Source organism: Nocardiopsis deserti (assembly GCF_008638355.1).
Lineage (GTDB): Bacteria > Actinomycetota > Actinomycetes > Streptosporangiales > Streptosporangiaceae > Nocardiopsis > Nocardiopsis alborubida.
Genome location: NZ_ML703347.1, coordinates 290,565 through 306,114, shown reverse-complemented (window position 1 = coordinate 306,114; position 15,550 = coordinate 290,565). Strand labels below are relative to the sequence as shown.

Genomic DNA, 15,550 nt, shown 5'->3' with positions numbered 1-15,550 from the left:
GAGGAAGGACCCCTGGCTTCTTGGGCGCCCGGACGAAGGCCGGAGTGAAGCGGGGCCCGAGAGGACACTGCCTACCCGAGAAGGCCCCGCCGGTAGGCCTCGGCGACCGCCGCGGCCCGGTCGCGCACGCCGAGCTTGTTGTACACGTGCTGGAGGTGGGTCTTGATACTCGCCTCGCTGATGAACAGCCGCGCCGCCGCGGCCCGGTTGGACGCGCCGCCGGCGACGAGCCCGAGCACCTCCAGCTCACGGTCGCTCAGACTCTGCCCGGCGGGTCTGCGGACCTGCCCCATCAGGTGCCTCACCGCGGTCGGCGCCAGGACGGAGTCCCCCCGGTGCACCGCGCGCACCCCGCGCAGGAGTTCGTCGGGAGAGGCGTCCTTGAGCAGGTAGCCCGTGGCTCCGGCCTCGATCGCCGGGAGTACGTCGCTCTCGCTGTCGAAGGTGGTGAGGACGAGGACGCGCACGTCCGGCCACCCGCGGGACAGGACGGTGATCGCCCCGACGCCGGAGAGGACCGGCATGCGCAGGTCCATCAGCACCACGTCGACGGCCAGCCGTCCGACCAGCTCGACCGCCTCACGGCCGTTGGCGGCCTCACCGACCACCTCGATGTCGTCCTGCGCGGTGAACGCGCCGCGCAGGCCGTCGCGCACGACAGGGTGGTCGTCGGCGATCAGGACCCGGATCACGCCGCCTCCACCGGGATCGCGGGCACCGTGGCGCTGACCGCGGTGCCCTCCCCCTCGCCACTCTCGATCTCCACCGTTCCTCCGATCCCGCGGACGCGCTGGCGCATGCTCCTGAGCCCGAACCCGTGCTGGTTGTGTCCTGTGATGCCCCTGCCGTCGTCGCGCACGTCGAGCAGGACGACGTCGTCGGAGTAGGACAGGGTCACGCCCACGCGCGAGGCGTCGGCGTGCCTGGCGACGTTGGTGAGCGCCTCCTGGGCCACCCGGAAGAGGACCACCTCGATCGCCGGGCTCAGGGCGACGCGTTCGCCGGTGACGTCGAGGTCGGGGCGGAGGCCGTGCTCCTCCGCCCAGCGGCGGGTGAGCTCGCCGAGGGCCTCGGGCAGCTGGCTCTCCGCCAGCTGCCCGGGGCGCAGCGCCTGCACGGAACGCCGCGCCTCGGTCAGGCTCTCCCGAGCCAGGCCGAGCGCTCGGTCCGCGTGCGGACGCGCCGCCCCGGGGTCCTCCCACACCCGCTGCGCCGCCTGGATCTGCGTCACGATCCCGGCGAGCCCCTGGGCCAGGGTGTCGTGGATCTCCCGCGCCATCCGCTGGCGCTCGTCCAGCACCCCGGCCTCCCGGGCCTGGGTGAGCAGCTGAGCGTGCAGCCCGGCGTTCTCCTCCAGGGCCGCCTCCAGCCTGGCCACCGTCACCCGGCGCTCCCGGTGCTGCTCGGCGGTCTTGGACGCGATCACGAGCCCCCCGCCGACGGCCACGGTCTGGACGGTGATCGTGCCGACGTAGATGAACAGGTGTTCCGGGAACGGCAGCTCCGCGCTCGTCCCGGGGAACCCCATGGTGTTCGTGTACAGGGCGATCGAGGTGGCCGCGATACCGACGAAGGTCAGCTGCCGGGGCAGCGTCATGGCGCGGAAGAACAGCCCGATCGTGAACATCAGGAACAGGATGTCGCGTGTCATCAACACCCAGGCCAGCACGAGGAGCACCGCGAAGTGGACCCCGGAGGGCAGCGGACGGCCGCCCCTCCACGGCAGCGCGTAACCGAGGAGCGCCCAGACGGCGGTGAGCACGGTCAGTCCGACGGTGACCGCGTGCTCGGTCCAGTCCGACACGGGCCGGAACAGCACCAGCGCCGCCGAGGGCAGCAGCAGGGCCCAGGGGACGACGGCGACGAACCCGTCCCACCACCGGTCCCAGTCCCGAACGGTGTCCGCCCCGGTGCTCCGTCGGCTCATCCGCCGCTCACCCCCATCGGAACGTTCTGGCCGCCAGCGCGGCGGCCGCCACGGCGACCCCCGCCATTATCGCCAGCTGGGCGAGTTGCGGGAGTCCCGCGTCCCCGGCGGTCCCCGACCAGCTCTCCAGCAGGAGCTGTGCGCCGGGAGGCGTGAACTCCCCCATGCGCACCAGGAAGCCGGGCATGACGTGCGGCGGCAGGAAGACCCCGCCCACGAGCAGCACCAGCATGTACAGGACCATCGACAGGCCGTTGGCTGCGCCCGCGCTGGGCGCCACGGCGGCGATCAGGACCCCCAGCGCGATGAGCGAGGCGGACCCGACGACGAACGTGGCTGTGAACAGCAGCGGCTGGCCCGGCGGTTCGACGTCCAGGACCAGCCAGGAGGAGAGCACCAGGAGCACGGCGGAGACGACCGCCGCCGCGAACACCACGATGATCTGCGCGGTCAGGAGCATCCCGGGGTGCATCGGCGTGGTCGACATCCGGCGCAGCACGCCCTGCTCCCGGTAGGCCGCCACGGCGGACGGCAGGTGCTGGACGCACAGGATCCCCATGCCGAGGATCAGGGCCATGGGTGCCCAGGTGTCGACGAAGCGCAGGCCGCCGAACTCCGGGGCGGGCTCCCGCAGCGTCGGCAGCGCGCCGAGCCCCAGCAGGAGCACGGTGGGCAGCAGGATCCCGACGCTGACCGCCACGGGCTCGCGCGTCAGCAGCCGGGCCTCGGTCACGGTGACGCGCAACAGGGTGGACACGGGGGTTCTCCTCCTGGTGTCGGTGCTCATGATTCGAGGGCCCGACCGGTCAGGGCGACGAACGCGTCGTCCAGGCTGGAGCGCTCGACGCGCAGGTCCTCGGCGACGACGTGTTCGCGGGCCAGGACTGAGGTCACGGCGTGGAGCAGGTTGCCCTGGCCGGTCACCCGGACACGGATTCCCCTGCGGTGCGCGGAGACCACCTCGGGCCGCGCGGCGAGGACCTGCTCGTCGAACTCCGGGGGCGCGCGGAAGGTCACCTGCTGCTCCGGGCTGGCCCGCGTGACGAGCCCGGACGGGGTGTCCAGGGCGGCGACGCGGCCCGAGTCGATCAGCGCGAGCCGGTCGCAGAGCCGCTCGGCCTCGTCCATGAAGTGCGTGACGAGCACGACCGTGACGCCGGAGTCGCGCACGTCCTCGACGAGGTCCCAGGTGTCCCGCCGCGCCTGCGGGTCCAGGCCCGTGGTCAGCTCGTCGAGGATGGTCACCGCGGGGCGGCCCACGAGGGCCAGGGCGATGGACACCCGCTGTTTCTGCCCCCCGGACAGCCTGCGGTACTGGGTGTCGCGCCTGTCGGCGATCCCCAGCCTCTCCATGAGCTCCCCCGTGTCGGCCGGGGAACGGTAGAACGAGGCGTAGAGGTCGAGGGCCTCCCCGACCCTCAGCCGGTCGGGCAGCCGCGCCTCCTGGAGCTGCACGCCGAGGCGCTGGCGGACCTCGTCCCGCTCCCGCCTCGGGTCCCGGCCGAGCACGGTGACCGAACCGGAGTCGGCGGGGCGCATCCCCGCGACGCACTCGACCGTGGTGGTCTTCCCGGCCCCGTTGGAGCCGAGGATCCCGAAGATCTCGCCCTCCTCGACGGTGAAGGACACGTCGTCGACGGCGACCTTCTCCCCGTAGCGCTTGTGCAGGTTCCTGACGTCGATGATCGGCATGCCCCGAGCATCGCCCGGAGAGGGCGTGCCGGGCATCGCCCGCCCGGCCACGGGATCGGTGGATCGCGGCGTCAACCGATCGGTTGATCCGCCCTCAGCGGACGGTGTACGGAGGTCGTCTGTTATGCGAAGGCCGAAAGTTATGGCAGAGAACTGAGATAGCACTGTGGCCTCATGCGCTACCAGAGGGTAATATCCTCAAACGTCGACATTTCTGTTACATTGCCACAACAGGTACAGTGAAGGGGGTAGTGGGCGTTGAAACGACCGTCGCTCACCCCTCACGTGGCATTCACAGCTATCCGAACCTTGGATGGACGCTGAATCCGGAAGAAGACGAGGCAGCGATGAGGGTTCCCGACGCCCCCGCTACTGCCGAAGGAGCGCTACGCCCGTTCCCTTCGTCCCAGCCCGCGCACACGGCCCCGTCAGGAGCGCCGGAGGCTGGGAACGCCCGAAGGGCGGGACCGGCGGTCAGGCCGGTCCACCCGTTCCCCGGGGGACCGCCGGGCCAGCGGTGAGCTGAGCCCCTCCCCCCGCGCGCGTGCGTCCGATCGCTCGGCCCCACACGCACCGAACCCGCACGCGTCCGTCCCGGCCGGGGAACCGGCGGGGAGAGCGCGCGCCCACACCTCCAGCATGACTACGCTCCGTCACCACGGTGGTACGTGCGACCCCGTGGCACAGCCCTTTCCGCAACCCGATTGGAGGCTTCCTTGTCTCCCCGTTCCATCGAAGAGGTCCCGCTCCCAGCCCCCGCCGTCATCGAGGCGGTCCGGCAGTCGTGCTCCGCGTTACCGCCCGGCTCCACCCGCCTGGCCGACCGCTTCTACCAGAACCTGTTCGAGATGGCGCCCGCCGTCCGCGACATGTTCCCCGCGAACATGCAGACGCAGAAGGAGCGCATGGCCTTCGCCCTGCTGGAGGTCGTCCGCTACCTCGACGAGCCCGAGGAGGTCGCCGGGTACCTGAGGCGGCTGGGCGCCCAGCACAAGCGGGACATGGACATCAAGCCCGAGCACTACCCCTTCGTGGGCCGCGCCCTGGTGCGCGCGGTCAGCGAGGTCTCGCCGACCTGGTCCTCCTCCATGAGCTCGGCCTGGATCGTGGTCTACGAGTGGATCACCGCCAACATGCTCGCGGGCGCGCGCGAGGCCGAGGCGGCCCAGTCCGGCGGAGCCCGGGAGGCCCGGCACGGCGGAACCGCCGCGTCCCCGGCCGGAGAGCGCCCCGCGCCCCCCTCGCCCGACCCCTCCGCCGACGCGTCCTCCCCCCACCGGCGGGCCGACGCACCGACACGCTGAGCCGTGCAGCGCTGACCGGCACCCCGACACGCCGGGCAGCGCCCCGGCGCACCGACACGCCGAGCGGTGCGTCCGCACTCCCTTCCCCGACACCAGCGGCCCTTCCGTCCCTGGCCAGCCACACCAGCCCCACCAGTCCATCGAGAGGCAGTGATGCGCGAGACCTCCCCACGGCACGTCCCCGGCAGCGAGGGTGAGCACCGCGTCCAGGCGCTGAACGGCACGAGCGAACGCGCCGAACGCTTCTACCGAGACCAGATGCTCGACCACCTGAACCCGCGCATGCGCGAGTTCGTCGCCCACCAGGAGATGATGTTCATCGCCACCTCCGACCGGCGCGGCGAGTGCGACTCCAGCTTCCGCGCGGGGCCGCCCGGCTTCGTCCACGTGATCGACGAGCACACCCTGACCTACCCCGAGTTCCGGGGGAACGGCGTCTTCGCCAGTGCGGGCAACATCCTGGAGAACCCGCACGTGGGCCTGATGTTCCTGGACTTCACGCACGAACGCATCGGGCTGCACGTCAACGGCCGCGCGTCCCTGCTGGAGGACGTGGAGCTGCGGCGCCACGTCCGCGGCCTGCCCGAGCCCGAGGTCCCGGGGCAGAAGGCGGTGCTGTGGACCGTGGTGCACGTGGAGGAGGCCTACATCCACTGCCGCAAACACATCCCGCACCTGCGCAAGGTCGGGCGCGACGAGTCCTGGGGCACCGACGACGCCCTGCGCAAGGGCGGAGACTTCTTCGGGTCCAAGGGCACCCCCACGCGGTGGGACGCGCCCCAGACCCCCGTCTACCAGATCTGACCGGGCCCGCCCCGAACGCCGCCGGGTCCACGGACGACCGTTCGCCCGGAGCTCCGCGCGGCGGATCGGGGGGCGGCGGACCGGCGGGTCGCGGTGGACACGGCGCGTGGGGCCCTCCCCCTCCGGAAGGGCCCCGCGCCGGTGCGGTCAGCGGCGTTCGGGCACCCGCGCCAGCACCGCCCTCTGCAACGCCTCCAGCGGCCCCGCCCGGAAGCGGCGCAGCCAGAGCGTCGACACGGCCAGGAGCAGGGCGCACACCGACGCCCACAGCCCCATCACCCACCACGGTCCGGTGTCGGCCAGGCGGGCGGCCAGTCCCAGGCCGAAGCCGTAGCAGACCAGCATGCAGACGACGTTCTGCGCGACGTAGCCGCTCATCGCCATCCGCCCCAGGGAGGACACGGCGGTGACCGCACGCCCGGCGGGGTTCGCCCGGTCCACGGCCCAGCCGACCGCGCCGACCAGGCCGAGCGCCACGACGGGCGCGGCGACGTAGCGGTCCAGCATGAACAGGTCGGGACCGGCCAGGGACGTGGCCAGGTTGACCGGCAGCCCGACCCCCAGTCCCCAGACGAGCAGGCGGCCCCGGATCCGGCGGCCGGTGTCGTCGCCGCCGAAGGCCCCGGCGCGGAGGAGCCGCACGCCCAGCAGGAACATGAACACCATCAGGGCGAAGGTGATGACCGGTTCGGCGCGGAACAGGAGCGCGTTGTCGAGCCGGAAGGCGACCTGCTCCAGGTAGCCGCCCCCGGCGTACAGCTCCACGGCCTCGGACGGGACCTCGGCGCCCTGCGGGTCCGGTTCGTACAGGAGCACGGCCGTGACCAGGCCGACGAAGGCCAGGTGGAGGGCGGCGGACGTCCACATGACCGTGTTCCGCGTCCTTCCCGACCGGGTGAGCAGCCAGGCCACCACGATCGAGGCCGCCGCGTACCCCATGAGCACGTCCGCGGCGAAGACCAGCGTGAAGTGCACGAGCCCCTCGGCGAACAGGAACAGCGCCCGCCACTTGTAGGGGCCGGGCCAGCGCCCGCCGCGCCTGGCCGCGGAGCGGAACTGGATGGCCAGGCCCACACCGAAGAGCAGGGTGAGCAGGGCCAGGAACTTGCCGTTGGCGGCGAAGGCGAACAGGCCCTGCGCCAGGGTCGACGCCGACGGGTCCTCGCGGAAGGCCGTCATCGGGCCGAGCGCGTCCGGGACGAAGATGATGCCCGCCTCGGCGCCCGGTGCGGCGAACAGCCACACGTTGGTGCCCAGGGTGCCCATGATGGCGACGCCGCGCAGGACGTCGAGCAGGGGCAGCCGGGTGCCCGGGCGGGCCGGGGCCGTGCTCTGCGGTGTCGTGCTGGTCATGCCAGCCCCCTCGGTGTCTCGTTCGTACGGGGTCACGGGCCCTCGGGGGCGGGGAAGAGCCGGTCCAGGTGGGTGGCGAGCGCGGTGCTGACCGCGCTCTCGGAGAAGGCGTCGCCGCCGGTGATGAGGTGGTGCACGGTCAGGCCGTCCACGAGGGCGACGAGCCCGGCGGCCTCGGCCGCCGTGTCCGTGCCGGGCGGGAGCTCGCCCCGGCGCACCGCCTCGTCCATCGCCTGCGCGAACGCGCCCACCAGGTCGGCGGTGGTGTCCCTGTGCAGGCGCGACATCTCCGGGTCGGTCATCGTGGTCGGGAGGAACTCCAGCCACACGGTCAGCTCGGCGCGGCGTTCGTCGTCGAGCGGCAGGAGGGTCTCCGCCGCGCGGGAGATCCAGTCACGGACCGAGGTGATCGGCGGCCCGTCCGCGCCCACCGCCGTCAGCCGGTCGGCGCCCTGTTTGTAGAGGTACTCCACGCCGAAGCGCAGCAGCTGCGACTTGGTGCGGAAGTAGCGCTGCACCAGGCCGACCGAGACGCCCGCCCGGTCGGCGACGTCGGCGAGGGTGGTCCGTGCCAGTCCCCGCTCCCCCACCGTGCCCAGGAGCGCGCGGGCGACCTGCCGCCTGCGCTCCTCGTGGTCCGCTGTTCGTGCCATGAAAAAATAATACGGTAATATTTTTCTGCCGTCGAGGCCCTCAGGATCCGGCCGGGCGTGTGGAGCCCGCGACCGGTCGGACGGCCGTCCGGTCGGGCGGCCCGCGGCCCGGGCGTCGCGGAGCGGCCGCCGCGCGACTGCCGCCGCGCGACTGCCGCCGCGAACTGGGGGAACGTCCGGTCTATCCGCTGTGGTGCAATTGTTCGGGGGTTCGCGGGCAGGTGGGGGCTGCGGACTCCGCGACAGCACACCAAGACGAGGGGGTTTCCCGATGACCAACCGCGCGTACGTGATCGCAGGGTCGGAGGCCACCGGCGGCGCCGGTATCCAGGCCGACCTCAAGGCCTTCCAGGAGCTGGGCGTCTACGGCATGGGGACGATCACCTGCATCGTCTCCTTCGACCCGAAGAACGGCTGGGGCCACCGCTTCGTCCCCGTGGCCCCCGAGGTCATCGCCGACCAGATCGAGGCGGCGACCTCCTGCCACGACCTGGACGTGGTCAAGATCGGGATGCTCGGCACCCCGGACACCATCGACGTGGTCGCCGAGGGGCTCCGGCGCCAGCCGTGGCGGCACGTGGTCCTGGACCCCGTGCTGATCTGCAAGGGCCAGGAGCCGGGCGCCGCCCTGGACACCGACAAGGCGCTCACCGCGCAGATCCTGCCGCTGGCCACCGTGATCACGCCCAACCTCTTCGAGGCGCGCACCCTCGCGGGGATGGAGGCGCTGGAGACGGTGGACGACCTGGTCGAGGCCGCCCGCCGCATCCACGAGCTGGGGCCGCGGCACGTCATCGTCAAGGGCGGCGTGGAGCTGCCGGGCACGGACGCGGTGGACGTGTACTTCGACGGCGAGGAGACGACCGTCCTCAGCGCCCCGAAGATCGGGAACGCCAGGGTGAGCGGCGCGGGCTGCACCTTCGCCGCCGCGATCACCGCCGAGCTGGCCAAGGGCGGCGAGGTGGGACCGGCCGCGGACGTGGCCAAGGAGATGGTGCGCGAGGGCATCAGCCACCGGGTGGACACGCACGCCCCGTTCGACTCGGTGGCCACGATCGCCCCCGGAGCCTAGGCAGCACTCCCCCTTTTGCCCTTTTTGTCGGGATTTTTATCGTGAGCACGGTTCGTGCCCCCGTCCGGCGGTCAGGTCTGCCCACAGGAGCGAACACCGAGGGGGAATGCCACATGTCCGCAGGCGACCAGGCCAGGAACAAGGCCGACGAGTTCAAGGGCAAGGCCAAGGAGAAGCTCGGCGAGGCCACGGACAACCAGCAGTGGCAGGCCGAGGGCAAGACCGAGAAGAACACCTCGAAGTTCAAGCAGGCCGGCGAGAAGGCCAAGGACGCCCTGACCCGGGACGACAAGCCGGGGAGGTAGGGGGTCCGCGCGATCCGGGTGGGGAGGCACCGATCGGTGCCTCCCCACCCGCGTGCGCGCCCGCCTCACTCCCGGGCGGGGCGCCTCACTCCCGGGCGGGGCGCCCGCGCAGCGCGAGGACGACCGCCCCGATCACCGTGAGCAGGAGGGCGAGCCCGCCCCAGACGGCGTCGGCGCCGACGAGCATCTCGCCGCTCTCGGCCCCCGGGGTCCTGCCCCCGTCGCGGCCGGTGACGGTCACGACGAGCAGGACGACGACGGTGGCCGCGACGCCCAGGCGCGCCCCCGCGCGGGCGAGCGCCCTGAGCCTGCGCCCACCGGCGAGGTCGCCCGGGGTGAAGCGCTCGTCCGCGCGCAGCGGCGCCAGCAGCCGGGCCAGCAGCAGGAGGGCCACGGGGAGCTGGAGCGCCCACACCGCGGTGCGGAACCAGCCGTCGAACCACACGTTCGTGCCGTAGAGCAGGGTGTGCCACACGCTGAGCGCGTAGACGACGATGACGAACCGGTGCAGGGCCCGCCACAGGCGCGTCCCGGTCCAGAGGCGCACGTAGTAGGCGAGGCTGAGCGGGATCGCCAGGTAGAGGGCGATCAGGCCGATCAGGATGGCGACCTGCCCGGTCCCGGAGGAGTAGCCGCCGGGCACGAAGGTCTCCACGAACGCGGAGGACAGGCGTCCGCCCCAGCCCAGTCCGTACTCGTTGTCCCGGACGAGTTCGAGGAAGAACGCGAGGGCGTGGGCGAACATGAGCCCGATGGTGGTCAGGCTCGTGACGCGGTGCCAGCGTTCGATCCGGGCGTGGGAGACCGGTGACCCGGGCAGGGGGGCGGTCGAGCGGAGCAGGCCGAGCATGACGGTGATCCAGGCCCACAGCAGCGCGGACCAGCCGAAGGCCTGGCAGAGCCAGTACAGCCAGTACTCGCCCGCGTCGGCGAGGAAGGGCATGACCACGAGGGTCTGCGAGGTGCCCGCCTCGACGCGGGAGTAGAGGAGGACGAAGAGGACGAGGGTGACGGCGAGGGCGGCGGCGGTGTCGGGTATCAGGCGGCGCAGGTCGGCGCGTAGGGACCTGCGGTCGATCCGGGGGGCTCCCCGGGCGGGGGAGGCGGCGGGTCCGGTCGGCTCTGCCATGGGCGGAACCCCTTTCGTGGCGGGGGTTCCATCGCAGCAGCGCCCCGGGGCCGCGGCCACCCCTCCTGCGCGGTTTCCCGGCTGCGGAACGGGCTTTGCGTCGTGAACGCGGCCGCCCGGCACCGGCCAGAGTCTTCCTGCCCCGGACGGGGTCCTCGCGCCCGTGCGGACCGGGCCGCCCGGCGTCAGCCTTCGGCCCCCTCCGGCAGGGTGTCCCCCAGGGAGAGCAGCAGCGTGCGCAGCAGTCCCTCCAACTGCTCGCGCTGCCCGGCGTCGAGCCCGCCGAGCAGGCGCAGTTCGTTGGCGACGTGCCCCTCCAGGACCCGGTCCACCAGGGCCAGCCCCTCAGGGGTGAGTTCCACCAGAACGCGGCGCCGGTTGCCGGGATCGACCCCCCGGGTGACCAGGCCCCGGTCAACCAGCCGGTCCACCCGGTGGGTCATGGCGGCGGAGCCGACCATGGCCATGGCGACCAGCTCCTTGGCGGCCAGGCGGTGGGGCGCGCCCGAGCGGCGGAGCGTGGCCAGCACGTCGAACTCCCAGACCTCCAGGCCCTCCTCCGCGAAGAAGTCCTCGATGCCCCGCGACAGGAGCCGGTTGGCCCGCTTGATCCGCCCGATGACCCCCATCGGAGCCGCGTCCACGTCCGGGCGCTCACGGGCCCACTGGCTGAGGAAAACGTCGAGGGCGTCGTTCATCCGGCGATCATAGCGGCGCGGCCTTGACGAACCGGAGCACCCCGCCCTAATCTTTCGACATCGAAATGTTCGATATCGAAAGGTTTGCTCCGATGAGCAGGAACCTCCCCGTCGCCGAGATCATCCGCTCCCGGCGCAGCGTCCGCCGCTTCCTTCCCGACCCCCTCCCCGACCCGCTGCTCGACGAACTCCTGGACATGGCCGTGGAGGCCCCCTCCAGCTGGAACTTCCAGTCCCGCTCGGTGGTCGCGGTCCGCGACCCCGGCAACCGCGAGGCCCTCGCCCGTGCCGCGAACGGCCAGCGCCAGGTCCGCGAGGCCCCCGTCACACTGGTCTTCGTCGCCGAGAACGAGTCCTGGCGCGGGGCCCTGGACGACATCTGCGGGACGGCCACGCGCAACGGGGCGTGGGACGACGACTTCGCCCGCGTGACCGCCACCGTCGGGGCCGACTTCCAGGGCGACCTGGCCGCGCGCGGGCTGCTCCGCGAGTACGCGGTCAAGGACGCCATGATCGCCGCGACCTACGTGATGCTCGCCGCCGCTGACGCGGGGCTGGGCACCTCCCCCATGAACGGCTGGGACGAGGCCGAGGTCAGGAAGGTCATCGGCGTCGACCACCGGGACGACCTCGCCGTCGCCCTCCTGCTCTCCGTCGGCTACCCGGCCGAGCGCAGGGCCCACCCCGGACGCCGGTCACGCGAGCACGTCGTGTTCGGCGAACGCCACGGAAGGACACTGGTGTGAGCCGCGGACGCCTCGCCCTGGACTCCCTGGTCACGGCCCTGGCTCCGGCCGTGTGGGGCAGCACCTACCTGGTCACCACCGAGCTCCTGCCGCCCGACCGCCCCCTGCTCGCCTCCGCCGTGCGCGCCCTGCCCGCCGGGCTGGTGCTGCTGGCCGTGACGCGGACCCTGCCCTCGGGCGCGTGGTGGTGGCGCGCCGCGGTCCTGGGCACGCTCAACATCGGCGTGTTCCTCCACCTGCTCTTCGTCACCGCCTACCTGCTGCCCGGCGGAGTGGCGGCCCTGGTGACGTCGGTGCAGCCGCTGCTGGTGCTGGTCCTGGCCGCGCTGCTGCTCGGCGACCGGATCCGACCGGTCCACGTCGTGGCCACCCTGCTCGGCGCGACGGGCGTGGCCCTGCTCGTCCTGGGTCCGGAGGCCGCGCTGGACCCGGTCGGGGTGCTGTCCGGACTGGCCGCCGCGGCCTCCATGGCCACCGGGGTCGTGCTCACCAAGCGGTGGGGGCGCCCGCCGGGCGTGGGCGTCCTGGCCATGACCGGATGGCAGCTGACCGCGGGCGGGCTCCTCCTCACGCCCGCGGCCCTGCTGGTGGAGGGCCTGCCCGACCACGTCACCGCGCCGAACGTGCTCGGGTTCGCCTACCTGAGCGTGGTCGGCGCCCTGCTGGCCTACGCGATCTGGTTCCGGGGCCTGGAACGCCTGCCCGCGGTGACGGTGTCCTTCCTGTCCCTGGCCAGCCCGCTGACCGCCACGGTCCTGGGTTTCCTGGTCCTGGGGGAGAACCTCACCCCCGTGCAGATGACGGGCGCCCTGGCGGCGGTCGCGGCGGTGGTGCTGATCCAGCTCACCACCGCGCCGCGACCGTCCGTGACCTCAGCCCAGCGGGACCAGGGCGAGCCGGAGCCGGTGGCTCCCGGCGGCCAGGCGGTGGGCGGGGAGCACCCCGGGGCCGCACGAGGCTGAGCCGACGCCCTGGTGCGCCTGGTCCAGGTGCAGGTGGATCCGATCGCCGGGGACCAGCTCGTGCGGGTGGTCGGCCGCGTCGAGCGCCGCCGTGTCCCAGCGGCGCGCGGTGAAGTCGAACACCGGGTCGCCCTCCACCCGCAGGCCCGTCCCGTCCGCCGCCCGCAGGACGAGCCACCTGGTGTCCACGCGGTTGCCGTTCTCCTGGGGCCGCAGGTAGGGCGTCTGGAGACCGTCGACCGTGTCGGAGAAGCGGCCGACCCGCGCGGCCTGGGACACGTCCCGGTAGGCCTCCCCCGGTCCGCGGCCGAACCACTCCGCCTCCCCGAGCGAGGAGGGCAGGCCGACGTGCACGCCGAAGCGCGGCAGCGGGCAGGGCCACTCCCCCTCCGCCTCGGCCTCCACGGTCAGGAGCAGGCGCTCCCCGTCGGTGTCCCACCGGTAGGCGGCGCGCATGCCGAACTCCTGGGCCGCCGGGGCCAGCCGCGTGCGGACGACGAACCCGCCGTCCTCCCAGCCGGTGGACAGCAGGCGTTCGGTGAGCCGGTGCAGTCCCGCCGCGCGCCACGGGACGGCCACGGAGTCCCCGTGCCGGGCCACGTCGTTGTCGGTCGGGGCGCGCCACAGGTCCACGACCGGCGCGTCCACGGACAGGCCGCCGACGCGGAGCAGCGCGCCGGTCTCCGCGTCCAGCAGGCCGGGGCCGATCCGCACGGTGCCGTCCTGCTCGACGGACGGCGGGGGCGCGGCGGAACCGTCCCCGGCTTCGGGCGCCCGAAGCACGGCGCTCCCCTCAGTCCCCGCACGCGCGCCCGACTCCTCCGGCACACCCGGCCCTGCCGACGCATCCGCACCCCGCGCCCCGGAAGCGCCCACCTCGGCCTGGCCCCAGGCCAGCTCGTGCCCGGCCGGGGCCCAGGGCTGCTCTTCGGCCAGCCGGACGGACACGGTCAGCCAGGTCTCCCCGGACGGCTCGGGCAGCGCGGGCAGCGCCGCCTCGGCGCTCTCCCCGGCCGCGAGCACCGGCACGTCCAGGACGCCCTCCCCCAGCAGGGTTCCCTCCCCCTCGACCCGCCAGGCGAAGACCAGGCCCGCGGTGTCCCGGAAGTCCCAGGTGTTGGTGACGCGGACGGTCCCGGCGGCCGGGTCGGGGAGCACGCGGACCGGTTCGACGGTCTTGGCGTAGGCCTCCAGCCCGGGGCTGGGCGTGCGGTCGGGCAGCAGCAGGCCGTCGGCGACGAAGTTGCCGTCGTGCAGCGCCTCGCCGAAGTCGCCCCCGTAGGCGAACCACGCGGTGCCGTCCGGCTCGCGGCGGCGGACCCCGTGGTCGATCCACTCCCAGACGAACCCGCCCTGGCAGCGCTCGTGCCCCTCGAAGAGCCGCTGGTACTCCTCCAGCCCGCCGGGTCCGGTGCCCATGGCGTGCCCGTACTCGCACAGGATGAACGGCAGTCCGCGCCGGTGCGCGTCGGCGGCCGGGTCGGCGGTCGGCGCCTCCTCGCGGCGGCCGATGGCGTCCACCTCGTCGTGCGGCGCGTACATGCGTGAGTACACGTCCACGTACGCGCTGTCGCGGTCCCCCTCGTAGTGGACCGGCCGGGAGGGGTCGTGCCCGCGGGTCCACTCCGCCATGGCCCGAAGGTTCTCCCCGGTCCCGGCCTCGTTGCCCAGGGACCACAGGATGACGCTGGGGTGGTTGCGGTCGCGCGCGACGGTGCGGCGCATCCGGTCCAGGTAGGCCTCGCGCCAGCGCGGGTCGTCGGAGGGGTTGCCGCGCCAGCCGACCTCCTCGAACCCGTGGGTCTCCAGGTCGCACTCGTCCACGACCCACAGGCCCAGCTCGTCGCACAGGTCGAGGAAGTCGGGGTGGGGCGGGTAGTGGCTGGTGCGCACGGCGTTGACGTTGTGCCGCTTCATCAGCAGCACGTCCTCGCGCATGGTCTCCCGGGGCACGGCACGGCCGTGGTCGGGGTGCCACTCGTGGCGGTTCACGCCCCGCAGCAGCAGCGGCCGGCCGTTGACCCGCAGGAGTCCGCCGGAGACCTCCACGGTCCGGAAGCCCGTCCGCGCCCGGACCCGCTCCCCCGGTGTGCGCACCTCCAGGTCGTACAGGCGGGGCGCCTCGGCCGACCACGGCTCGACCGCGCCGACCTCGTGGTCCACACCGGCGGCGGCGTCCACCAGCCCCAGTTCGGGGACGCTGACCAGGGCCCGCGCGGACCCGGCCACGTCCACGCGCAGGGTCCCCGTGCCCGTGGTGTGGTCGTAGGCGGCGCTCACCGCGAGGTCTCCGACCCCGTCGGCGGGCCGCGCGAGGAGGGTGACGTCGCGGAAGATCCCCGACAGCCACCACATGTCCTGGTCCTCCAGGTAGCTGGCCGCCGACCACTGGTGGACGCGGACCGCCAGGGTGTTGCGCCCCGGGCGCAGCAGGTGGCCGACCTCGAACTCGGCGGCCAGGCGGCTCCCGGTGGAGAAGCCCAGCTCGGTGCCGTTCAGCCACGCCCGGAAGCAGGAGTCGACCCCGTCGAAGCGCAGGACCGCCGACCCCTCGGGCCACTCCCCGGGCAGGTCGAAGACGCGCCGGTGGTCGCCGGTCGGGTTGTCGTCGGGCACGTACGGGGGGTCGATCGGGAAGGGGTAGGAGATGTTGGTGTAGGCGGGGGCGCCGTGGCCGTGCATCTGCCAGTGGGCGGGCACCGGCAGTTCGGCCCAGCCGGAGTCGTCGTGGCCGGGCTCCTCGAACCCGTCGGTGTCGGCCCGCGCGCGGTCGAGCAGCCGGAACCGCCACGTGCCGTTGAGGTCCAGGGACGGGGCGTCGGAGGAGAAGCGGGCGCGGGGCGCGAGGGTCCCCTCGGAGGGCGCGAAGTCCTCCAGGTAGGCGGGCTTGCGGATGGCGGGCACG

General features: G+C 73.2%; 15 protein-coding genes. 6 read left to right on the top strand and 9 right to left on the bottom strand.

Going from position 1 to position 15,550, the window contains the following annotated elements; genetic code table 11:
- Positions 1 to 71: 71 nt before the first annotated feature.
- From FYW99_RS01370 to FYW99_RS01355, 4 genes are read right to left on the bottom strand one after another with little or no spacing between them, the layout of a single operon-like run.
- Entirely contained in the window at positions 72 to 692 is a 621-nt protein-coding gene (locus tag FYW99_RS01370) for a response regulator transcription factor (RefSeq protein ID WP_150249118.1), read from the bottom strand.
- A complete protein-coding gene (locus FYW99_RS01365; RefSeq protein ID WP_150249115.1) occupies positions 689 to 1,927 on the bottom strand; it encodes a sensor histidine kinase in 1,239 nt (412 codons plus the stop codon). The genes FYW99_RS01370 and FYW99_RS01365 overlap by 4 nt, the downstream gene beginning before the upstream one ends.
- Positions 1,928 to 1,934: 7 nt before the next feature.
- Positions 1,935 to 2,684 (bottom strand): ABC transporter permease, encoded by a 750-nt coding sequence (locus FYW99_RS01360; protein ID WP_223838628.1) that lies wholly within the window; start codon positions 2,682 to 2,684, stop codon positions 1,935 to 1,937.
- A 26-nt stretch (positions 2,685 to 2,710) separates the two neighbouring features.
- A complete protein-coding gene (locus FYW99_RS01355) occupies positions 2,711 to 3,619 on the bottom strand; it encodes an ABC transporter ATP-binding protein (RefSeq protein WP_150249109.1) in 909 nt (302 codons plus the stop codon).
- Between the two features lie 716 nt (positions 3,620 to 4,335).
- Here FYW99_RS01355 and FYW99_RS01350 point away from each other — a divergent pair.
- Both FYW99_RS01350 and FYW99_RS01345 read left to right on the top strand, forming a co-directional pair.
- Entirely contained in the window at positions 4,336 to 4,923 is a 588-nt protein-coding gene (locus FYW99_RS01350; protein WP_150249106.1) for a globin domain-containing protein, read from the top strand.
- Between the two features lie 153 nt (positions 4,924 to 5,076).
- Positions 5,077 to 5,727: a pyridoxamine 5'-phosphate oxidase family protein gene (locus tag FYW99_RS01345; protein WP_150249103.1), complete on the top strand. Its 651-nt coding sequence runs from the start codon at positions 5,077 to 5,079 to the stop codon at positions 5,725 to 5,727.
- Between the two features lie 147 nt (positions 5,728 to 5,874).
- Here FYW99_RS01345 and FYW99_RS01340 read toward each other — a convergent pair whose 3' ends face one another.
- Together FYW99_RS01340 and FYW99_RS01335 are read right to left on the bottom strand one after the other, a co-directional pair.
- Positions 5,875 to 7,080 (bottom strand): DUF418 domain-containing protein, encoded by a 1,206-nt coding sequence (locus tag FYW99_RS01340; RefSeq protein ID WP_150249101.1) that lies wholly within the window; start codon positions 7,078 to 7,080, stop codon positions 5,875 to 5,877.
- A 32-nt stretch (positions 7,081 to 7,112) separates the two neighbouring features.
- The gene (locus FYW99_RS01335; protein WP_150249098.1) at positions 7,113 to 7,733 is read right to left on the bottom strand and encodes a TetR/AcrR family transcriptional regulator; all 621 of its coding nucleotides are present in this window, start codon (positions 7,731 to 7,733) and stop codon (positions 7,113 to 7,115) included.
- Positions 7,734 to 8,004: 271 nt separating this feature from the next.
- On the opposite strand from FYW99_RS01335, the gene thiD reads away from it, so the two are divergent.
- Together thiD and FYW99_RS01325 are read left to right on the top strand one after the other, a co-directional pair.
- Positions 8,005 to 8,805 carry a bifunctional hydroxymethylpyrimidine kinase/phosphomethylpyrimidine kinase gene (gene thiD / locus FYW99_RS01330; protein ID WP_061079340.1) on the top strand — a complete coding sequence of 267 codons (801 nt, stop codon included), beginning with the start codon at positions 8,005 to 8,007 and terminating at the stop codon, positions 8,803 to 8,805.
- A 113-nt stretch (positions 8,806 to 8,918) separates the two neighbouring features.
- Positions 8,919 to 9,110 (top strand): CsbD family protein, encoded by a 192-nt coding sequence (locus tag FYW99_RS01325; protein WP_150249094.1) that lies wholly within the window; start codon positions 8,919 to 8,921, stop codon positions 9,108 to 9,110.
- 85 nt (positions 9,111 to 9,195) lie between these two features.
- On the opposite strand, the gene FYW99_RS01320 is transcribed toward FYW99_RS01325, so the two are convergent.
- Positions 9,196 to 10,239 (bottom strand): ferric reductase-like transmembrane domain-containing protein, encoded by a 1,044-nt coding sequence (locus FYW99_RS01320; protein WP_150249091.1) that lies wholly within the window; start codon positions 10,237 to 10,239, stop codon positions 9,196 to 9,198.
- 185 nt (positions 10,240 to 10,424) lie between these two features.
- On the bottom strand, positions 10,425 to 10,937 hold the full coding sequence (locus FYW99_RS01315; protein ID WP_150249089.1) for a MarR family winged helix-turn-helix transcriptional regulator: 513 nt from the start codon (positions 10,935 to 10,937) through the stop codon (positions 10,425 to 10,427).
- Between the two features lie 92 nt (positions 10,938 to 11,029).
- Here FYW99_RS01315 and FYW99_RS01310 point away from each other — a divergent pair, with 92 nt between their 5' ends.
- Positions 11,030 to 11,683 carry a nitroreductase family protein gene (locus FYW99_RS01310; protein WP_150249086.1) on the top strand — a complete coding sequence of 218 codons (654 nt, stop codon included), beginning with the start codon at positions 11,030 to 11,032 and terminating at the stop codon, positions 11,681 to 11,683.
- Entirely contained in the window at positions 11,680 to 12,645 is a 966-nt protein-coding gene (locus FYW99_RS01305) for an EamA family transporter (protein ID WP_150249083.1), read from the top strand. Before FYW99_RS01310 ends, FYW99_RS01305 begins: the two co-directional genes overlap by 4 nt.
- On the opposite strand, the gene FYW99_RS01300 is transcribed toward FYW99_RS01305, so the two are convergent.
- The gene (locus FYW99_RS01300; protein ID WP_150249079.1) at positions 12,556 to 15,549 is read right to left on the bottom strand and encodes a glycoside hydrolase family 2 TIM barrel-domain containing protein; all 2,994 of its coding nucleotides are present in this window, start codon (positions 15,547 to 15,549) and stop codon (positions 12,556 to 12,558) included. The genes FYW99_RS01305 and FYW99_RS01300 overlap by 90 nt on opposite strands.
- Position 15,550: the final 1 nt, after the last annotated feature.